Genomic DNA, 16,721 nt, shown 5'->3' on the forward strand with positions numbered 1-16,721 from the left:
AGTTCGACAATAATCATAACTATTATGACAACAAATTACTGTTCAAGCAAGTATTATTTGGCTTGATGCAAACTTTGTAAGCTAATACTTTCCATTCCGATTAATGGATCAATTGTCTCTGAATTAATGAGATCAGCTGTTAGGATATATTGCTGAGCATCATTATTTATTAACTGTTCATTTTCTTTTTGAACAGGTTGCGGACTAGCAAGTTCTTTTACTAACGAATCCGTTTGATGATCCAATTTTGATTTTAGTTCACCATGCCTACTCCAAACCTTATCAAGACGATCGACCAAAGAAGTTTTCCGGTTAACTGCTTCATTTTCTACACTGGTGGCAACAGCATACGGCTCACCGATCAAAACTAATTTTTCTGCTGCTCGAGTAATTGCCGTATATAGGAGATTGCGTTGCAGCATCCGACTAAATTGCCGAACAACGGGGAGAAGAACCATTTTGAACTGACTCCCCTGGGCCTTATGTATTGAGATACAGTAAGCTAACCGTAATTGATTCCATTCCATGCGGCTATAACTCACTTCATTACCATCAAAATCGACAGTAATTGATTCATTTTTCTTACCGACTGTCCTACCGCTTTCAATTGCTGTGATTTTTCCAATATCACCGTTAAAAATGTTTTTTTCTGGAACATTAACGAGTTGCAGAACCTTATCTCCAACACGAAAAGTTAGTCCCCTAAAATCGACTTCTTGTCTTCCATTAGCTGGAGGATTATACGCCTGTTGTGCAAGTTCATTCAAACGGTCGATTCCTGCCTGTCCGCGGTACATTGGTGCCAAGATTTGAATATCATTTGCGGAATAATCTCGTTTTTTAGAAAGGTCAATAATTTGTTGAACCACACTTGGCACTTGGTTAGCATGGCATGAAATAAAGGACCGATCTGGCATTTTATTCGTTAGATCTGGTGGCAGCTTACCCTCTTTGATAGCATGAGCTAATGGAATGATTGTTGAATCAGCAGCTTGGCGGTGAATATTGGTTAATTCAACTTTCGGCAGTTCTGCAAAATCAAGAAGATCATGAAAGACTTGTCCAGGACCGACAGATGGTAATTGGTCTTTATCACCTACCAAAACTACATGCATAGAAGTAGGGACGGCTTGAATAAGAGTCTTAAACAAGAGGGTATCGACCATCGACATTTCATCAATAATCAATAATGAGCCTTCTAAATCGCGGGCATTCATATCAGTTGGCATTTCCCGGCCATTAAGCCCGAGCAAGCGGTGAATTGTACTTGCTGGTAAATCTGTAGCTTCACTCATTCGTTTAGCAGCACGGCCTGTAGGAGCAGCTAGTAAAACAGGAAATGACTTTTCTTTATATTCATTTACGTCCAATGAAAGATCATGAATTTTCGCATAACTTGCTACAATCCCTTTAATAATTGTTGTTTTTCCCGTTCCTGGGCCTCCCGTAAGAAGCATAACTTTACTATTTAAGGCTGTTTTGATGGCCTCTTTTTGAACTTGATCATAGGTTATCCCTGATTGATCGGCAACCTTCGTAACTGTTTTTTCAATAGTCGTTGCTGGTACTTTTTCCTGGTCAACGGTAAGAAGACGATGTAAGTGATCAGCAATTTGCCATTCCGCGTTATAAAGGGCAGTTGGATAAATTTTTTCATCAGCGTAACTAATTTCTTGATTTTTCTCTAACTCAACAATTTGGTTGGCAATTAAATCTGTAGAAACGCGCCCACCACTTCCTTGAGCAAGCAACTGGATAGTTTGCTGCAGAAGAGGTTTTGTTGTAGTAAATGTATCACCAGTTTCCATTGTCAAGTCATCAAGCGTCTGGATAATTGCTGCATCAATCCGGCGTGAATCATCCATGGCAATTCCCAATTTTTTTGCCACTTGATCAGCACGATTAAAACTAATTCCATCTATTTCAGCGGCGAGTTGATAGGGGTTTTCATTAATAATATGTAGAGTTTCTTCCCCGTACTTGTCAAAAATTGCACTACTAAGATTAGCGCCAAAACCGAGATCATTTAGGCCAATAATAATCTGGTCCATCCCCTGATTTACCCGTAAATTATCAACTAATGAATCCTTAATTGTTTTGCGGAGCTTTAATTCATCTAAAACATGGGGGTCAGCAATAATTTTATTAATCGCATCCGTTCCTAACTTGTCGACAATTTTTTCAGCCGTCTTTTTTCCAATTCCGGTAAACTGTTTTCCAGACAAGAAATCAATTAACCCATCCTTGCTTGTGGGCCGGTTAACATGGTAAGAAGTCGCTTGAAACTGTTGCCCATATCGCGGATGCTCAACAATTTTTCCCTCAAAGCGGTAAGTCTGATCATCACTAAGATCACCAAAACTTCCCGTTACAGTAATCTCCGGCTCGTGCCAATCAAAATTTGCTTCTTCAACCGAGACAATTAAAACCTTAAAAAACGAATCTGGACTAGTGAAAATCTCAGATTGTACCTGACCAATAAAAAAAGACGGCTCCGTTGGCGTCTTAAATAGGTCGATTTCTTCAGCCATAGAAGTCATCCTTTCATGTTGCTAATCTTTCTTTTGCGTTGCCTGAAGCGTTTTTTCAATATCATTAAGTCGTTGCTCACTCTTATGGTAGTAATTAGGATCTAACTGCTTAGCTTGCGCAAGGTAGTCTTTGTATGGCTCACCAAGAACCATCGCTACAATTCCGCGATTAAATTGTGTATCAGCACGTCCTGGATGATACTTTAGAATTGCATCATAGTAAGCTTTAGCCTGTTTAAATTCACCTAATGCTAATAATGAGTCACCGATTACCTGATTAATTTCAGGATCGTCTGGACGTAATTCAAGGGCAGTTAATCCATAAGCAACGGCTTGCTTGTATTGTCCTTTTTTCATATAGCTTTGGGCTAACATAAGATAAGAATCAGCTTTGAGTTTGGGGTCATCAATCTTATTGTAAAGCTTAATTGCTTCGTTAACTTTGCCAATCTCATAGTAAAGGTTACCAAGGCCGTAGTTTAAGAGGTTCATAGCATCCTTGTCACCCTTTGCCTCAAAAATCCCCAAAGCCTTCATAAAGAGTTCTTCTGCTTGTTGATAGTCATTTAACCGGGTTAGCAAAGAACCTAAATCATAATAATTATTTACTTTATCTGGATGCTCATCAATTGCTTCAACTAGTTTATGAACTAATTTTTCTGTTTCCTTTTTCTTAGGATCACGAAAATCTTTTTTCTCTGTCATTAATATCACCTCTTAAATCGTATCAGTCGGATCAACCTTGCTCTTGTGAAGATAAGATGTATCATTCCATTTTTCAAGTTCAAAATGACGACCATCATTAGTAGTAAGAATCGTCGTTGATGTATTGCTTAGTCCACCACGATCTTTCAAGTGAGCAAGCGGTGTTCCAATCAATGCATTAATGGCAGCATTCAAGGCAGCCCCGTGTGAAATCACGAGAATATTACCATTAGGATACTGGCGACAATACTCTTCAATTGCCGCACGAAAACGAGCGATTACTTCTAGAAAACTTTCTCCTTCTACTAATGATTCATCATATTTATCAGGATGATGACGAAAGTTTTTTAAGACTTCAGGCCATTTTGCCGCAACATCTTCAAAATGCATTCCTTCCATTTTGCCTAAATTAAATTCTTTTAACCGGCTATCAATTGTTAATGGGATTTCTGGATTCAAATGATTCAATAATGCCTGAGCGGTTATTCGCGCACGCTTTAAGGGACTGGCATAAGCATGCTCAAACGGAATCCTTTGCAATGAGCTTGCTAATAATTCAATTTCTCGATAGCTATCCTTTAATAACGGTGAATCGCCATTGGCACCTTGATAACGGGATTCTAAATTCCACTGCGTTTTTCCGTGTCGGATTAAATAAACTTTTGTCATCTCTGTCGTTACCCCTTTTATTTACTATCTTACCAGAGTTTGTGGCAATTGTTTATCACAGAGTTATTACTTTATGTATATTTAAGAAGGCAAAAGTGAAATTACTTCTGCCTTCTTTAAGGTCTAAAAATATGAATTAAACGTATTGAAGCTGCCGGTCATGACTGTAAGCACGATCAATAATCGCACTCCCAAGACATTCCTCACCATCATAAAAGACAACTGCTTGACCTGGAGTGATGGCTCGTGCAGGATCATCAAATTCAACCGATACCATTTGATCATCATCTGACAAATGAACAGTAACGCCAACATCCGTCTGACGGTAGCGGAACTTGGCTGTACAGTGAAAATCACGTCCATAACGGCTTACGACATCATCAACCCAGTGAATATCACTTGCTTCGAGATGAGTAGCATAAAGATGGCTGTTTTCGTATCCTTGACCAACATAAAGAACGTTCTTCTTCATATCCTTACCGATCACAAACCATGGCTCATTACTTTCCTTGTTACCACCAAGGCCAAGTCCACGACGCTGTCCAATGGTGTAATACATTAAGCCCATATGCTGACCAACAACCTTGCCATCAAGGGTCTCCATATTTCCTGGTTGTGCCGGAATATATTGACTCAAGAATTCACGGAAATGACCATCCTCACCGATAAAGCAAATACCAACTGAATCCTTCTTATCAGCAGTAGCAAGACCAGCTTCTTCAGCAATCTTTCTGATTTCTGGCTTAGTGTAGCCAGCTAATGGAAACATTACCTTATCTAACTGCTTGTAATCAAGTTGACTTAAGAAGTAAGTTTGATCTTTGTGTTGGTCTTTAGCGCGCATCAGGTGCATCCGGCCGTTCTCATCACGCTTTACATCAGCATAGTGTCCAGTGGCAACGTAATCAGCACCTAATTGATTAGCATACTCAATAAAAGCCTTGAACTTAATCTCTTTATTACAAATAACATCAGGATTTGGTGTACGACCTTTCTTGTACTCAGCAATGAAATACTTGAAAACCCGATCCCAGTATTCCTTCTCAAAGTTAACAGAATAGTATGGAATCCCAATCTTAGAAGCAACTTTTGCTACATCTTTGTAGTCTTCAGTGGCAGTACAAACACCATTTTCATCAGTGTCATCCCAGTTTTTCATGAAGACACCAACTACATCGTATCCTTGGCGTTTTAAGAGAAGAGCCGTCACTGAAGAATCAACTCCCCCACTCATTCCTACTACCACACGTGTATGACTATTATCAGCCATTAATTATCACCATCATTTCGTATAGATTCTGGAATAATCTACGATTGAAGGTCGCATGCATCCAGTGATAATCATTGTACCAAAGTATTTCAATCCCTGCACAGTTTTTATTTAGTGAATATTTGCCGGGTGATCATTTCATCTAAAATATAGTGATATTGTTGCACAAATTCAGTTGCCCGTTGGTGATTAAAAATATTAATTTTTCTTAAACCATTTCCCGAAAGAGTCTCCATTTTAAAACCATCTAAGTCACTGTTAATTAAAATTCGAAGGCGAGCAACTGGTTTAAATGGATTATCAGTATCGAGGCTTCCTAAATACTCAAAGTTTCCCCGGTTAGTCTGTTCAAATCCTAAATCAAGCAAGGCATATTTTTTTATTTCTGGGCTGATTGTGTATTTATCTTTATCACCAGAAATTTGTACTGTTTTTGTAAATTCCATTTTAATTGTCCCCATTAATCTTCTTTAGGTTTTCAACGGTTTTAACAATTGTAGCAATTAACTGATCAATATCTTCTTCAGTATTTAACCCGCCAAAACTAATTCGAATTGATTCACTAATGCGGGGGCTATCAGCGCCAAACATCGCTGTTAAAACGTGAGATGGCTCAATACTACCCGCTGTACATGCAGACCCACCAGAGACTGCGATGCCTGCAAGGTCTAAGTCTGTCTGGATAACATAAGTTGAAATGCCTTTAAACCATAAGTTAAGTACGTGGGTTTTGTTGATTTGACCATTAATTTCAAAATCAACATTATTTTCCTTAAGCGCGTTAACGATTTTTTGCTTAAAGGCATAATAACGATCACGCCGTTCTTCTTTTACTTCCGGCGTGTTTAATTCTACCGCTTTAGCAAAACCGGCAATTCCAGGCACATTTTCAGTCCCCGCACGGCGTTTAGTTTCTTGGTCTCCACCCTTAATAAAACTTGGAAAACTAATGCCGTCACGACGATATAAAAATCCCATCATCTTTGGACCATTAATCTTATGGGCCGATGTTGAAAGCATATCAATGTGATCAGCTTTAACATCAATTGGCAACAGTCCATATGCTTGAACTGCATCTGTATGGAACCATGCTTGATGGTCTTTCAAAATTTCCCCAATCTCATGGATAGGCATTTTACTACCCACTTCATTGTTTTCCATCATAATGGTTACTAAAATCGTATCATCACGAAGAGCGGCCTTAAAATCATCAATTGAAATATTACCATTTTCATCAACTGGTAAATAGGTTACCTCAAAGCCATGTTCTTCTAGAAAATGGAGGGGTTTTAAGACTGCCTCATGCTCAATGGCAGTTGTAATAATATGCTTACCAAGATTCTGCCGTTTAAAAGCAGTTTGGATAATAGCAGTATTATCACTTTCAGTCCCCCCACTGGTAAAGATAATCTCATTATCGTCAGCATTAATGCTTTGGGCAAGAATGTGACGACTATCTTCCATTACAAGTTTGGCATGGCGCCCATAAGAGTAACCAGTTGAGGCATTTCCCCATGATTCTTGCATTTGTTTAGTCACTTCCGCAATTACTTCTGGGGTCATTGGGGTTGTTGCTGCATTATCCAAATAAATCTCACTCACGCGTATTTCATCCTTCCATTTACTTATCTAAATCTGCAAAGAGCTGAAGAAGCATATTTGCAGAGCGTTTTCCGGCATCAATAATAAAGTCGTCAAAACTAACGCCGGCATCTTCATCACCTGTATCAGACATTGCCCGAACTACCACATATGGAATTTGGTGGTCAGTGGCAACTTGTCCAACCGCTGCCCCTTCCATTTCACTAGAAAGTGCATCAGGGAAATTATTCAAAATCTCTTTAATCGCTTCTGAACTTGCAATAAATTGATCACCAGAAACAATTAATCCTCGTTTTACATTTAAGCCAGTCTTTTCACCGGCTTTTTCTAAGGCTTGTCCCCATTGGTCAGAAGACTTAAAGCGTGGTTCTTTTCCTGGGAGTTGGCCATAACGGTAATTAAATGCAGTTGCATCAACATCATGGTAGGCCGTTTCAGTTGAAATTACAATATCACCAACATGTAACCCTTCACCAATTCCACCAGCTGATCCAGAATTAATCACAACATCTGCCCCACAATCGGTAATTAAATGTTCAGTAGTAATCCCAGCTTCCACTTTACCAATTCCAGATTCTACTAATACAACGTCTTGATTATTGATTTTACCAAAAAGGTAGGATTTACCCCCGATTTTCTTTTCTTGTTTATCGGATAACTTTGCAGTTAATTCTTTAATTTCTTCAGGCATTGCACAAATAATTCCAAATCGCATATTTTTCTCCTTTTTCTATCCAACATAAAATAGTATTAAGTAAACAATAATAATTGCCACAATCAAAGCAATGATTGCAATATTTAAGCGGCGTTTCAAGCGCGCCGTTTTTTCTGCCACTGTTTCGTCATGACGTTGACTAGCAACTGCTTCGCGACTATAAGGTTGATCAGTTGTATTTTCTGTTGCTTCATTAATAGGTTGCTGTTCAGTCTGACGTTGCTGTTGACGATATTGGCTACGTGACATACGTGATTGTTGCTCATCTTGTTGTTTATTATCCACGGTTGTTCATTCCTTGCCAGTAATAGATTGCCATGATTGTCTTAGCATCTTCAATTTCGCCTTGATCAATCATTTCAAGCGCTTGTGGTAAAGTTACTTCTTTTAACATCAATTGTTCATCTTGATCTTGCGGCAGCTCGTTGCTAACCCGTTTTAATCCCGTGGCCAAATAAAGAGTCATGTATTCATCCATACAACCAACAGAAGTATAAAATGAAGAAATCTTTTTTAAACTTGTTGCTTCATACCTTGTTTCTTCATTTAATTCGCGTTTAGCCGCATGAAGTGCATTATCAGCATCCCGTTGATCGAGTTTCCCCGCAGGAATTTCAAGGGTTGTTTTCGCAATCGGTGCGCGCCATTGTTTTTCAAGGATCATCTTATTATCAGCCGTCAAAGCCAAAATCGCAATTGCTGGTGCGTGGTGAACGATTTCTCGTTGTGTTCTATTACCATGTGGGGTGATAACTTGCTGTACTTCAACATCGATTAAATGGCCGTGAAAAACTGTTTTACTACTTATTGGTCGCTCTTCAAATTCCATTAGAACCCATCCTTATCTTAAAACACGAACATGTGCTGCTTGCGGTCCCTTTTGTCCTTGAACAATTACTAATGAGACCTCTTCATCAGGGTGAAGGATGCGACGACGCGTTCCTTCAATTCCACTATAGTGAACAAAAATTTCTCCTTCGTGAGGAACTGTAATAAAGCCCCATCCTTTTTGTTCGTCAAAACTTTTTACTTTTCCTTTGAGCATTTTTTACCAACTCCATAATAAAATACCAAGCAACAAGTGTCACTTGGTATTTTACACCGCTTAAAAATAATTGTCATTTACTGGATAACGAAAACCAGTTTTTTTAGAGATTATTATTCTTCTAAACCATCTTCTGCTGTTTCAGGGAAGTTTTCCCGAACAATAGCAGCACAGCGAGCACATAATTCAGGATATGCTGGATCACTGCCAACATCTTCCTTAACCATACGACAACGAGCACAAGTTTCACCATTAGCGGTAGTAACCTTAACTGCTACCCCATCGTTGTATTGATCAGCATCAGCAGGCGCTTCATCAGCTGAATGTACATGAAGAGCAGAAACCCCTAGTAATAATTGAATGTTTTCATTAAGACTATCAAGTAATTGCTTTTGGTCATCGGTTAAGTAAAGATCAACTTGAGCTTCAAGAGATTTACCGATTAGCTTAGCATTCCGTGCCTCTTCAAGACTCTTCAGAACATGTGAACGTACTTCCATAAAGTCATCCCACTTGCTCAATAGCTCTTCTTCACCAGCGAATGTCCGTGGATCTGGAATTTCAGTTAATTGAACAAAATCTTCCGGTTCATTCATGTAGCTCCATACTTCTTCTGTAGTGTGAGGAAGGATTGGTGTAAGAAGCTTAACAAGTGTCAAAAGGATATCATAGAAGACAGTTTGCATTGACCGCCGAACTTCTGAATTTTCAGCCTCAATATAGAGCACATCTTTAGCAATGTTCATGTAGAAAGCTGAAAGATCGTTGTTTACAAAATTGATCAATACCTTATAAGCATCAAGGAAGTCATAGTTATCAAAATCTTCCCGCATTGTCTTCAAGAAGTGGTTAAGTTTAACCAACATGTACTTGTCTACCGATTGTAACTTCTCATAAGAAACGGTATTTTCTTCAGGATTGAAGTCACTAGTATTAGCAAGTAAGAAGCGGAACGTATTTCTCAACTTACGATATGCTTCGGAAATCTGTTGGAATGTTCCCATCGATACACGAACATCAGCCGAAGTATCAGCGCTCATTACCCATAACCGGATAATTTCCGCACCCATTTGTTGGACAACCTTATTTGGATCGATAACGTTACCTTGAGATTTACTCATCTTGTTACCGCGCTTATCAAGTGTGAACCCTTGAGAAACGATTTCCTTATATGGCGCATGGCCTGAACATACAACACTGGTAATCAAACTCGAGTTAAACCAACCACGATATTGGTCAGATCCTTCAAGGTAAAGGTCCGCTGGGTATGTTAAATAATCACGTTCAGCTAATACCCCTTGGTGTGATGAACCAGAATCAAACCATACGTCCATAATGTCAGTTTCCTTAGTGAACTTACCATTAGGAGAATGTTCATTAGTGTATCCTTCCGGCAAAAGATCTTTTGCTTCACGTTCAAACCAAACATTAGAACCATACTTAGTAAATAATTCTGCTACATGGTTGATTGTTTCTTCTTCCATGATTGGTGTGCCATCTTCAGCATAGAAGATTGGTAAAGGTACACCCCAAACACGTTGACGAGAAATTACCCAATCACCACGGTCTTTGATCATATTGCGAAGACGAACCTTTCCCCATTCTGGGTGGTACTTAACGTCTTCTAAGGCATCTAAAATATTTTGGCGCATCTTTTCAATTGATACAAACCATTGATCAGTTGCCCGGAAGATGATTGGTTGCTTTGTCCGCCAATCAAATGGGTAACTGTGTTGTAATGGCTCTTGAAGAAGTAAAGCATTGTTTTCTTCTAACTTTTGAAGGGATACATCATCAGCATCTTGGTAGAATACCCCTTCAAAGCCTTCACCATTTTCCTTGGTTAAAACACCTTGATCATTGATTGGGGCAAAAATTGGCAAGTCATACTTTTTACCAAAGTTGTAATCATCATCCCCATATCCAGGAGCAGTGTGAACAAGGCCAGTACCAGCATCAGCAGTAACATAATCTGCTAAACCAACAAGAAGATCACGATCAAGGTATGGGTGTTGAGTAGTCATCCCTTCAAGTTCTTGACCCATTAAATGATCAACAACTTCATAATCTTCCCAACCAAGTTTTTCTGCTAATTTCTCAAGCAGATCTGTTGCAACAACAAATTTCCGATCATCATTTGCTGGCTTTACAACAGAGTAATCAAACTTTGGATTAACTGCAACTGCCTCAGAAGCAGGAACAGTCCATGGTGTTGTCGTCCATACAACTAAATATGTATCATTATCTAAACGGCCTTTGCCATCTTTAATTTGTTCTACAAAGAAGGCTGTTTTTGCAACAACATCATGATATTCAACTTCGGCTTCTGCTAAGGCTGATTCTGAAGACCATGACCAGTAAACTGGCTTTTTAGCTTGGTATAATAGACCCTTCTTAGCAAATTCACCGAATACCCGAATTTGAGCAGCTTCAAATTCTTTATCAAGGGTAAGGTATGGATGATCCCATTCACCACTTACACCTAACCGCTTAAAGTCAGTCCGTTGCTTATCAACTTGCTTAAGGGCATATTCCCGACAAAGATCACGGAATTCAGTTAAGCTCATCTTCTTACGGTCGTAACCGGACTTAGTCAATTGGTGTTCAATTGGCAATCCATGAGTATCCCAACCAGGAACATAAGGTGCCCGGTAGCCAGACATTGACTTATAGCGCACAATAAAATCTTTAGAAATTTTGTTCATCGCGTGGCCAATGTGAATATTACCGTTAGCATATGGAGGACCATCATGTAAAACAAAAGTAGGCTTTCCTTCATTTAATTTTTGTCGTAGTTCATAAACTTTATTTTCTTCCCATAGCTGTTCCCGTTGTGCCTCAGTTACAGGTAACTTTCCGCGCATTGGAAATTTAGTACGGCCAAGGTTTAACGTATCTTTAACACGCATTGTAACTACCCCTTTCATTAATTCTTGTATTTTAATAATAAAAAAGCTTCCTCCCATTACTGGGACGAAGCTTCTTCGCGGTACCACCCGGATTTAAAACTTTAAGATTAAAGTTTCCTCATGTCATTAGATAACGATAATGAACCGCCTCATCCTAACTAACTCAAATGAGGTACTCCGAGATGATCAGGAATAGTTAAACATTATCAACCTCTCACCAATTGTTGACTCGCTTTAATGTTATGGTAATTATTCCAATTCTCTTCAACGATTTTATTAAAATACGATCCTAGTGATTTACTTGTTATTATCAGGGAAGACGACAACAGTTTCAGGTGCATCTGATCCTTTGTCATCGTTAACAGCTGTTGGTTGTGCAGGTGCACTCTCTTCTGGTTGTTCAGCAGAAGCAACTGGCTGTTCTGATTCAACAGGTTGTTCTTCACTAATAGTTGTTGCAGTTGATTCTACACTGGTTGCTGAACTGCTGTCAAGACGACTACCTAAAATTTTTTCAATTTCGTCATATTTACTCAAGTCATCATTTTCTAAAAGCTTGTCCCATTCATTACTCTTAATGACTTCTAATTGCGATTCAAGCATGACTTGAAGCCGTTGACGGAAGATCCGAGTCTGTTTACGAAGATCATTAGTTTCACTTGTTAACTTCTTAGTAGAATTAGCAGCGTCTTCAATTACTTGGTTTGACTTATCATTAGCTTCCGAAACAATATCAGTTGCTTGCTTTTGCGCTTCACGAATCATAATATCCGCTTCACGCTTAGCATTATTTTTAACCTTATCAGCAGCCTCTTGAGCAACTAAAATTGACTTATTTAAAGAATCTTTCAAGTCAGCAAAGTACTTAATCTTGCTATCATTAGCCCGTACTTGCTCTTGTAAATTATTATTTTCAGTTATTAATTGTTGGACTGTTTGTGAAACTTCCTGAATAAATTCTTGAACTTCTTCAGGATTATAACCCCGCATCTTAGTATTAAATTGCTTATTGTTAATTTGATCAACCGTCAAACTCATGAGTAAATTCCTCCATTCAAATTACGCATATACAACTGAAATGGTAATTCTTTCTTTATCTTTTTTTGTTTTCCCATTGGTCATATCGATTCTGAGGCGACCACCATGACGCACAGATATCAAATCATGAACCACAATTTGATAATCTGGACGATCAATCTCTTCCCAGTTTAATCGAACTTGACCATGCTCTATTAATTGCTTTGCCCGGTTTCGTGAATAATTAAAGCCTGCAGCTATCACAGCATCTAACCGTAGTGATGAAACTGTTGTAACTATTGGCACCCATTCCTCTTTAGGTGTTACCACTGCTTCTGTTGCGATCGGAATCCATTTAACCTTAATTCGACCAACATGTTCAACGTTTTTCCGTAAATACTCTGCCATTGGTTTTGTTACAATAACTTGCCAATGCGATCCATCAGTTAAAATATCACCAAATGTATTCCGCTCCATCCCTTCACCGATCAATGTTCCCATAATTTGCCGATGATGAAGTTCTGAAAACTTAACAGGATAGTTTATCTCTAAAACCTGTAAAGCAAAGTCTTCGATAGAGGGTTCATAATAAGGCGGATAAATTAGAACTCGTTGCATTTCTGCGCCTTGCCAACCACCATACATTGTTATTTTAACATTGTTATTTCGATTAACAATCGTTTGGACAATAAAACGTTCCCGTGGATTTAAAAAAGGAGTGAGAACAGGACGATACTGGCCTTCAGCAGTAGCTACCCAGTCATTCGCTTGGTCAATAAGGGTGGCTTCATCCGGACGAAAATGTTGTTTAATGTTATCTTCGCTCAAATCTACTTCCTCTGAGTATTAATTAAATGATTGCTGCTATATGTACTAATCCTGCTTGAACAAAATATAGTACAAGGATAGCGATCATCGGCGCAAAACTTATCCCCCCGATTGGAGGAATAAAATCAAACCAATGCATATAAGGTTCTACCAACCGATTGATAACATCACCGAGTCGTGAATTACGTGCATTAGGGAACCATGACATAATGCACCACACAACTATCACTAAAATATAAGCATCAACTAATTGATTAAGAGCCCATAATAAAAATGCGATCATATTAACTCCTTTTAGTGATTAAAATTTATCACCATCATTTTTTAGATTACTCGTTAAACTACCTGAGATTTCATAGTTTTTAGGGGTGCAGAGGAAAATCTCCTTTCCGATTCGTTTCATTTCACCATCAATTGCAAAAACGGTGCCATTTAAGAAGTCTACTAACCGTGCTGCAACATTTGTATCCATTTGAGTGAAATTAACGATCACCGCATGTCCTTCTAATAATTGGGATGCGATCTGCTTTACATCTGCATAAAGACGAGGTTCGTATAAGGAAATCTGACTCATTTGGTTAAGCCGCCCACTATTAATTGAAACTACTTTGTTGCTTGTGTTTGCTGGCGTTGAAACTTGTTCACTTGTTTCATAGAGACCATCTTGTTCATCAATGTCTTCTTCACCAAATAGGCTTTTTAAAAAATTTGCTGCCATTGTATTACCCTCCTTAATAGGTCTAAACAGAAAAAGGCGGATTAAAAAATCCACCTTTTTGCTAAATTATTTACTTACGACGATTCTTGAAGAACGGTGGAGTCGATAAGTTAGTATCATCATTGTCATCCGTATTAGCCGCATCATCGTTAAATACGTTAAATTCTGGCTTAGTAACGTGAGAAAATTCGTTATCAGAATTTCTTGATTGGTTACTTGTATCGGCTGTTGGATCATTCCAACCATCAAAAGGATCTCGTTGCTTTGGTTGTTCAACGGGTTGTTCTTCTTGTGGAATAGACCGAGTTACTCGTGGTGCTTCTTTTTCCGCTGGCTTTTGTTGTTGAATTTTCTTTTTCTTATCAATTCCAGTGGCAATTACAGTAACGCGAACTTCATCGCCCATTGATTCATTTAAGGACATACCAAATGAAATATCAACGTTAGTTCCAGCAGCTTGTTTAATCACATCAGATGCTTCTTGAGCTTCAAACATTGATAAGTCTTTACCACCAGTAATATCCATCAAGACATGTTGAGCCCCATCAATTGACACTTCAAGTAATGGAGAAGAAATAGCCTTCTTAGTTGCTTCAGTAGCACGGTTTTCACCAGTAGAAGCTCCAACCCCCATTAAGGCAGACCCTTGATTAGACATCAATGTCTTAATATCAGCAAAGTCAAGGTTGATGTAACCTGGAGTAACAATTAAGTCTGAAATACCTTGCACACCTTGACGAAGGACATTATCAGCTTCTTTAAATGCTTCCATCATTGGCGTCTTCTTATCAATCATCTCTAATAAGCGATTATTAGCAACGATAATTAAAGTATCAACATTTGACTTTAACTTTTCAAGTCCTTCTGCAGCATAGCGTGCTCGACGAGGTCCTTCAAATGAGAATGGACGGGTCACGACACCAACAGTTAACGCTCCACTATCTTTAGCAAGTTTAGCTACAACTGGGGCTGCTCCAGTACCAGTTCCACCACCCATTCCGGCTGTAATGAAGACCATATCTGCGCCTTCAAGAGCTTTTTTAATTTGTTCTTCACTTTCTTGGGCAGCCTTTTCACCTACTTCTGGATTTGAACCAGCACCTAATCCTTTTGTCAATTTAGGTCCTAAGCGGATCTTAGTTGTTGCTTGAGAATTATTTAATGCTTGTAGGTCGGTGTTAGCAACAATAAAGTCAACACCTTGTACTTTTTCAGTAATCATTCGGTTGACGGCATTACCGCCAGCTCCACCAACACCAATTACTTTGATTTGCGCTTCCGCAAATTGGTTGTCGTTAGCGAACGTTTCATTATCCATAGCAGTATTCCTCCAAATTAGTCAAATAAATTATTAAAAATGTTTTTAAACCGATTACTTAGGCCGTTTTGCTTTTTCTTCTTTGGCGCTGGCTCTTCAGTAACTGGTTGCTGCTGTGCTTCTCGCTGTGAACGTTGTAATTTATCAGATTTTTCAGTCCATTGTTGACGTGGCTGATTAACAGTTTGTCTTTTTTCTTCATGAGGACTCTTAATCGTATCAATTCGTTGAACAGTTTGCTTAATTAATCGATCAATATCTGATAACTGATTTTCATACATCCCCAAAGCTAAACTAACCGCATAGCGAGGGTGACGAATGCCCATTTGTTCTGGAACATTCACCTTAATATTACCAGTAAAGTACTGTTCAGCAAGTTCCTTAACTCCTGGTAGAGCAGCCACTCCACCAATCAAGACTACTCCTCCCGGTAATTCAGGGGCATGAATAGCCTTAAGTTTATCCTGAATACGATCAAAAATTTGCCGTACTCGTGCTTCAATTATTTCTGATAAATACTGCTCTGAATATTGGACAGGATCATTTTGGCCAACAACATCAACGTCAACTTGAACATCTTCATCGGCTAAGGATGACATAGCATATCCATGATTTAGCTTAAGTTGTTCGGCGTTTTTTAATGATGTATTCATGACCGTAGAAATATCTTTAGTAATATATTTTCCACCTTCAGGATCAACATAAGTATACTTTAATTGATGATCATGAATAATACTGGTTGTTGTTTGACCACCACCTAAATCAATAACAACAGTACCAAAATCTTGCTCTCCATCATTAAGGAGGTTAAAGTCTGTTGCGATCGGCGTAATAACAAAATCTTTAATGTCATATCCCGCCTGTTGAACTGCCTTTTTTGTATTATGAATAATGGTCTTAGGTCCTGTATACAAGGTGGCCTTCATTTCTAAACGGACACCAACCATTCCACGGGGGTCCTTAATACCAGAAAAGCCATCAACAGTAAATTCTGTTGGAATTAAATCAATTATTTCCCGCTCAGGGGGAATACTTTGCGTCAACGCTTCACGAGCAACATCAATTACGTCTTGGTTAACAATCTCTCTTGATTGTCCTCTGGTTGCAATCGTAATCATACCGTGTACTCGTTGCATTTGTAAGTAATTTGCCGGTAAGCCAACTACAACACTTTGAATCTCTACGTTGGACTTTTCCTCGGCCTGTGCTACCGCCGCCGAAATTGCCTGGGCGGTTTTATCAATGTCGACAATAACTCCTCGGTTTAATCCTGCCGATCGTTCTACACCAACACCAATAACTTTCAACTGACCCTTAACACTTTCACACACCAGTGCCTTGATCGAGGTGGTTCCAATATCTAATCCAACGTATACTTCTGAATTATTCATTCT

At 38.8% G+C, this 16,721-nt stretch carries 17 protein-coding genes and 1 other annotated feature; all 17 genes read right to left on the reverse strand.

Annotated features, from left to right (window positions below):
* Nucleotides 1–53: 53 nt before the first annotated feature.
* The 17 genes from recD2 to ftsA all read right to left on the reverse strand — a co-directional run bounded on the left by recD2 (nt 54) and on the right by ftsA (nt 16,718).
* Complete coding sequence (gene recD2 / locus CBG10_RS10380; RefSeq protein ID WP_094512528.1) at nt 54–2,531, reverse strand: SF1B family DNA helicase RecD2; 2,478 nt, start codon at nt 2,529–2,531, stop codon at nt 54–56.
* Between the two features lie 21 nt (nt 2,532–2,552).
* Nucleotides 2,553–3,236, reverse strand: coding sequence for a tetratricopeptide repeat protein (locus CBG10_RS10385; protein WP_003666783.1), 684 nt, complete (start codon nt 3,234–3,236; stop codon nt 2,553–2,555).
* 12 nt (nt 3,237–3,248) lie between these two features.
* Nucleotides 3,249–3,905, reverse strand: coding sequence for a histidine phosphatase family protein (locus tag CBG10_RS10390; protein ID WP_019252640.1), 657 nt, complete (start codon nt 3,903–3,905; stop codon nt 3,249–3,251).
* A gap of 136 nt (nt 3,906–4,041) precedes the next feature.
* The gene (gene mnmA, locus CBG10_RS10395; protein ID WP_094512530.1) at nt 4,042–5,175 is read right to left on the reverse strand and encodes a tRNA 2-thiouridine(34) synthase MnmA; all 1,134 of its coding nucleotides are present in this window, start codon (nt 5,173–5,175) and stop codon (nt 4,042–4,044) included.
* Nucleotides 5,176–5,282: 107 nt separating this feature from the next.
* Nucleotides 5,283–5,621, reverse strand: a complete 339-nt coding sequence (locus tag CBG10_RS10400) for a DUF1831 domain-containing protein (RefSeq protein WP_029507931.1) — start codon at nt 5,619–5,621, stop codon at nt 5,283–5,285.
* 1 nt (nt 5,622) lies between these two features.
* Nucleotides 5,623–6,777 carry a cysteine desulfurase family protein gene (locus CBG10_RS10405; protein WP_094508631.1) on the reverse strand — a complete coding sequence of 385 codons (1,155 nt, stop codon included), beginning with the start codon at nt 6,775–6,777 and terminating at the stop codon, nt 5,623–5,625.
* 19 nt (nt 6,778–6,796) lie between these two features.
* Entirely contained in the window at nt 6,797–7,492 is a 696-nt protein-coding gene (locus CBG10_RS10410) for a 5'-methylthioadenosine/adenosylhomocysteine nucleosidase (RefSeq protein WP_094502539.1), read from the reverse strand.
* A gap of 15 nt (nt 7,493–7,507) precedes the next feature.
* Nucleotides 7,508–7,777, reverse strand: coding sequence for a hypothetical protein (locus CBG10_RS10415; protein ID WP_003668311.1), 270 nt, complete (start codon nt 7,775–7,777; stop codon nt 7,508–7,510).
* Complete coding sequence (locus CBG10_RS10420) at nt 7,770–8,321, reverse strand: NUDIX hydrolase (RefSeq protein WP_094502538.1); 552 nt, start codon at nt 8,319–8,321, stop codon at nt 7,770–7,772. The genes CBG10_RS10415 and CBG10_RS10420 overlap by 8 nt, the downstream gene beginning before the upstream one ends.
* Before the next feature lie 12 nt (nt 8,322–8,333).
* Nucleotides 8,334–8,537, reverse strand: coding sequence for a cold-shock protein (locus tag CBG10_RS10425; protein ID WP_003666775.1), 204 nt, complete (start codon nt 8,535–8,537; stop codon nt 8,334–8,336).
* Between the two features lie 113 nt (nt 8,538–8,650).
* Nucleotides 8,651–11,446, reverse strand: a complete 2,796-nt coding sequence (ileS, locus tag CBG10_RS10430; protein ID WP_094512542.1) for an isoleucine--tRNA ligase — start codon at nt 11,444–11,446, stop codon at nt 8,651–8,653.
* Nucleotides 11,447–11,503: 57 nt separating this feature from the next.
* Nucleotides 11,504–11,723 (reverse strand) — a binding site (T-box leader).
* A gap of 20 nt (nt 11,724–11,743) precedes the next feature.
* Nucleotides 11,744–12,484 carry a DivIVA domain-containing protein gene (locus CBG10_RS10435; RefSeq protein WP_003666773.1) on the reverse strand — a complete coding sequence of 247 codons (741 nt, stop codon included), beginning with the start codon at nt 12,482–12,484 and terminating at the stop codon, nt 11,744–11,746.
* Between the two features lie 21 nt (nt 12,485–12,505).
* Nucleotides 12,506–13,291 carry a YlmH family RNA-binding protein gene (locus CBG10_RS10440; RefSeq protein ID WP_094512532.1) on the reverse strand — a complete coding sequence of 262 codons (786 nt, stop codon included), beginning with the start codon at nt 13,289–13,291 and terminating at the stop codon, nt 12,506–12,508.
* Between the two features lie 22 nt (nt 13,292–13,313).
* Nucleotides 13,314–13,574: a YggT family protein gene (locus CBG10_RS10445; RefSeq protein ID WP_094502536.1), complete on the reverse strand. Its 261-nt coding sequence runs from the start codon at nt 13,572–13,574 to the stop codon at nt 13,314–13,316.
* An 18-nt stretch (nt 13,575–13,592) separates the two neighbouring features.
* On the reverse strand, nt 13,593–14,009 hold the full coding sequence (locus CBG10_RS10450) for a cell division protein SepF (RefSeq protein WP_003666769.1): 417 nt from the start codon (nt 14,007–14,009) through the stop codon (nt 13,593–13,595).
* A gap of 70 nt (nt 14,010–14,079) precedes the next feature.
* Complete coding sequence (gene ftsZ / locus CBG10_RS10455; protein ID WP_003666768.1) at nt 14,080–15,327, reverse strand: cell division protein FtsZ; 1,248 nt, start codon at nt 15,325–15,327, stop codon at nt 14,080–14,082.
* 17 nt (nt 15,328–15,344) lie between these two features.
* Complete coding sequence (gene ftsA, locus CBG10_RS10460; protein WP_094512533.1) at nt 15,345–16,718, reverse strand: cell division protein FtsA; 1,374 nt, start codon at nt 16,716–16,718, stop codon at nt 15,345–15,347.
* Nucleotides 16,719–16,721: the final 3 nt, after the last annotated feature.

It is taken from the genome of Limosilactobacillus reuteri, from assembly GCF_002254085.1.
GTDB classification, from domain to species: Bacteria; Bacillota; Bacilli; order Lactobacillales; family Lactobacillaceae; genus Limosilactobacillus; species Limosilactobacillus reuteri_K.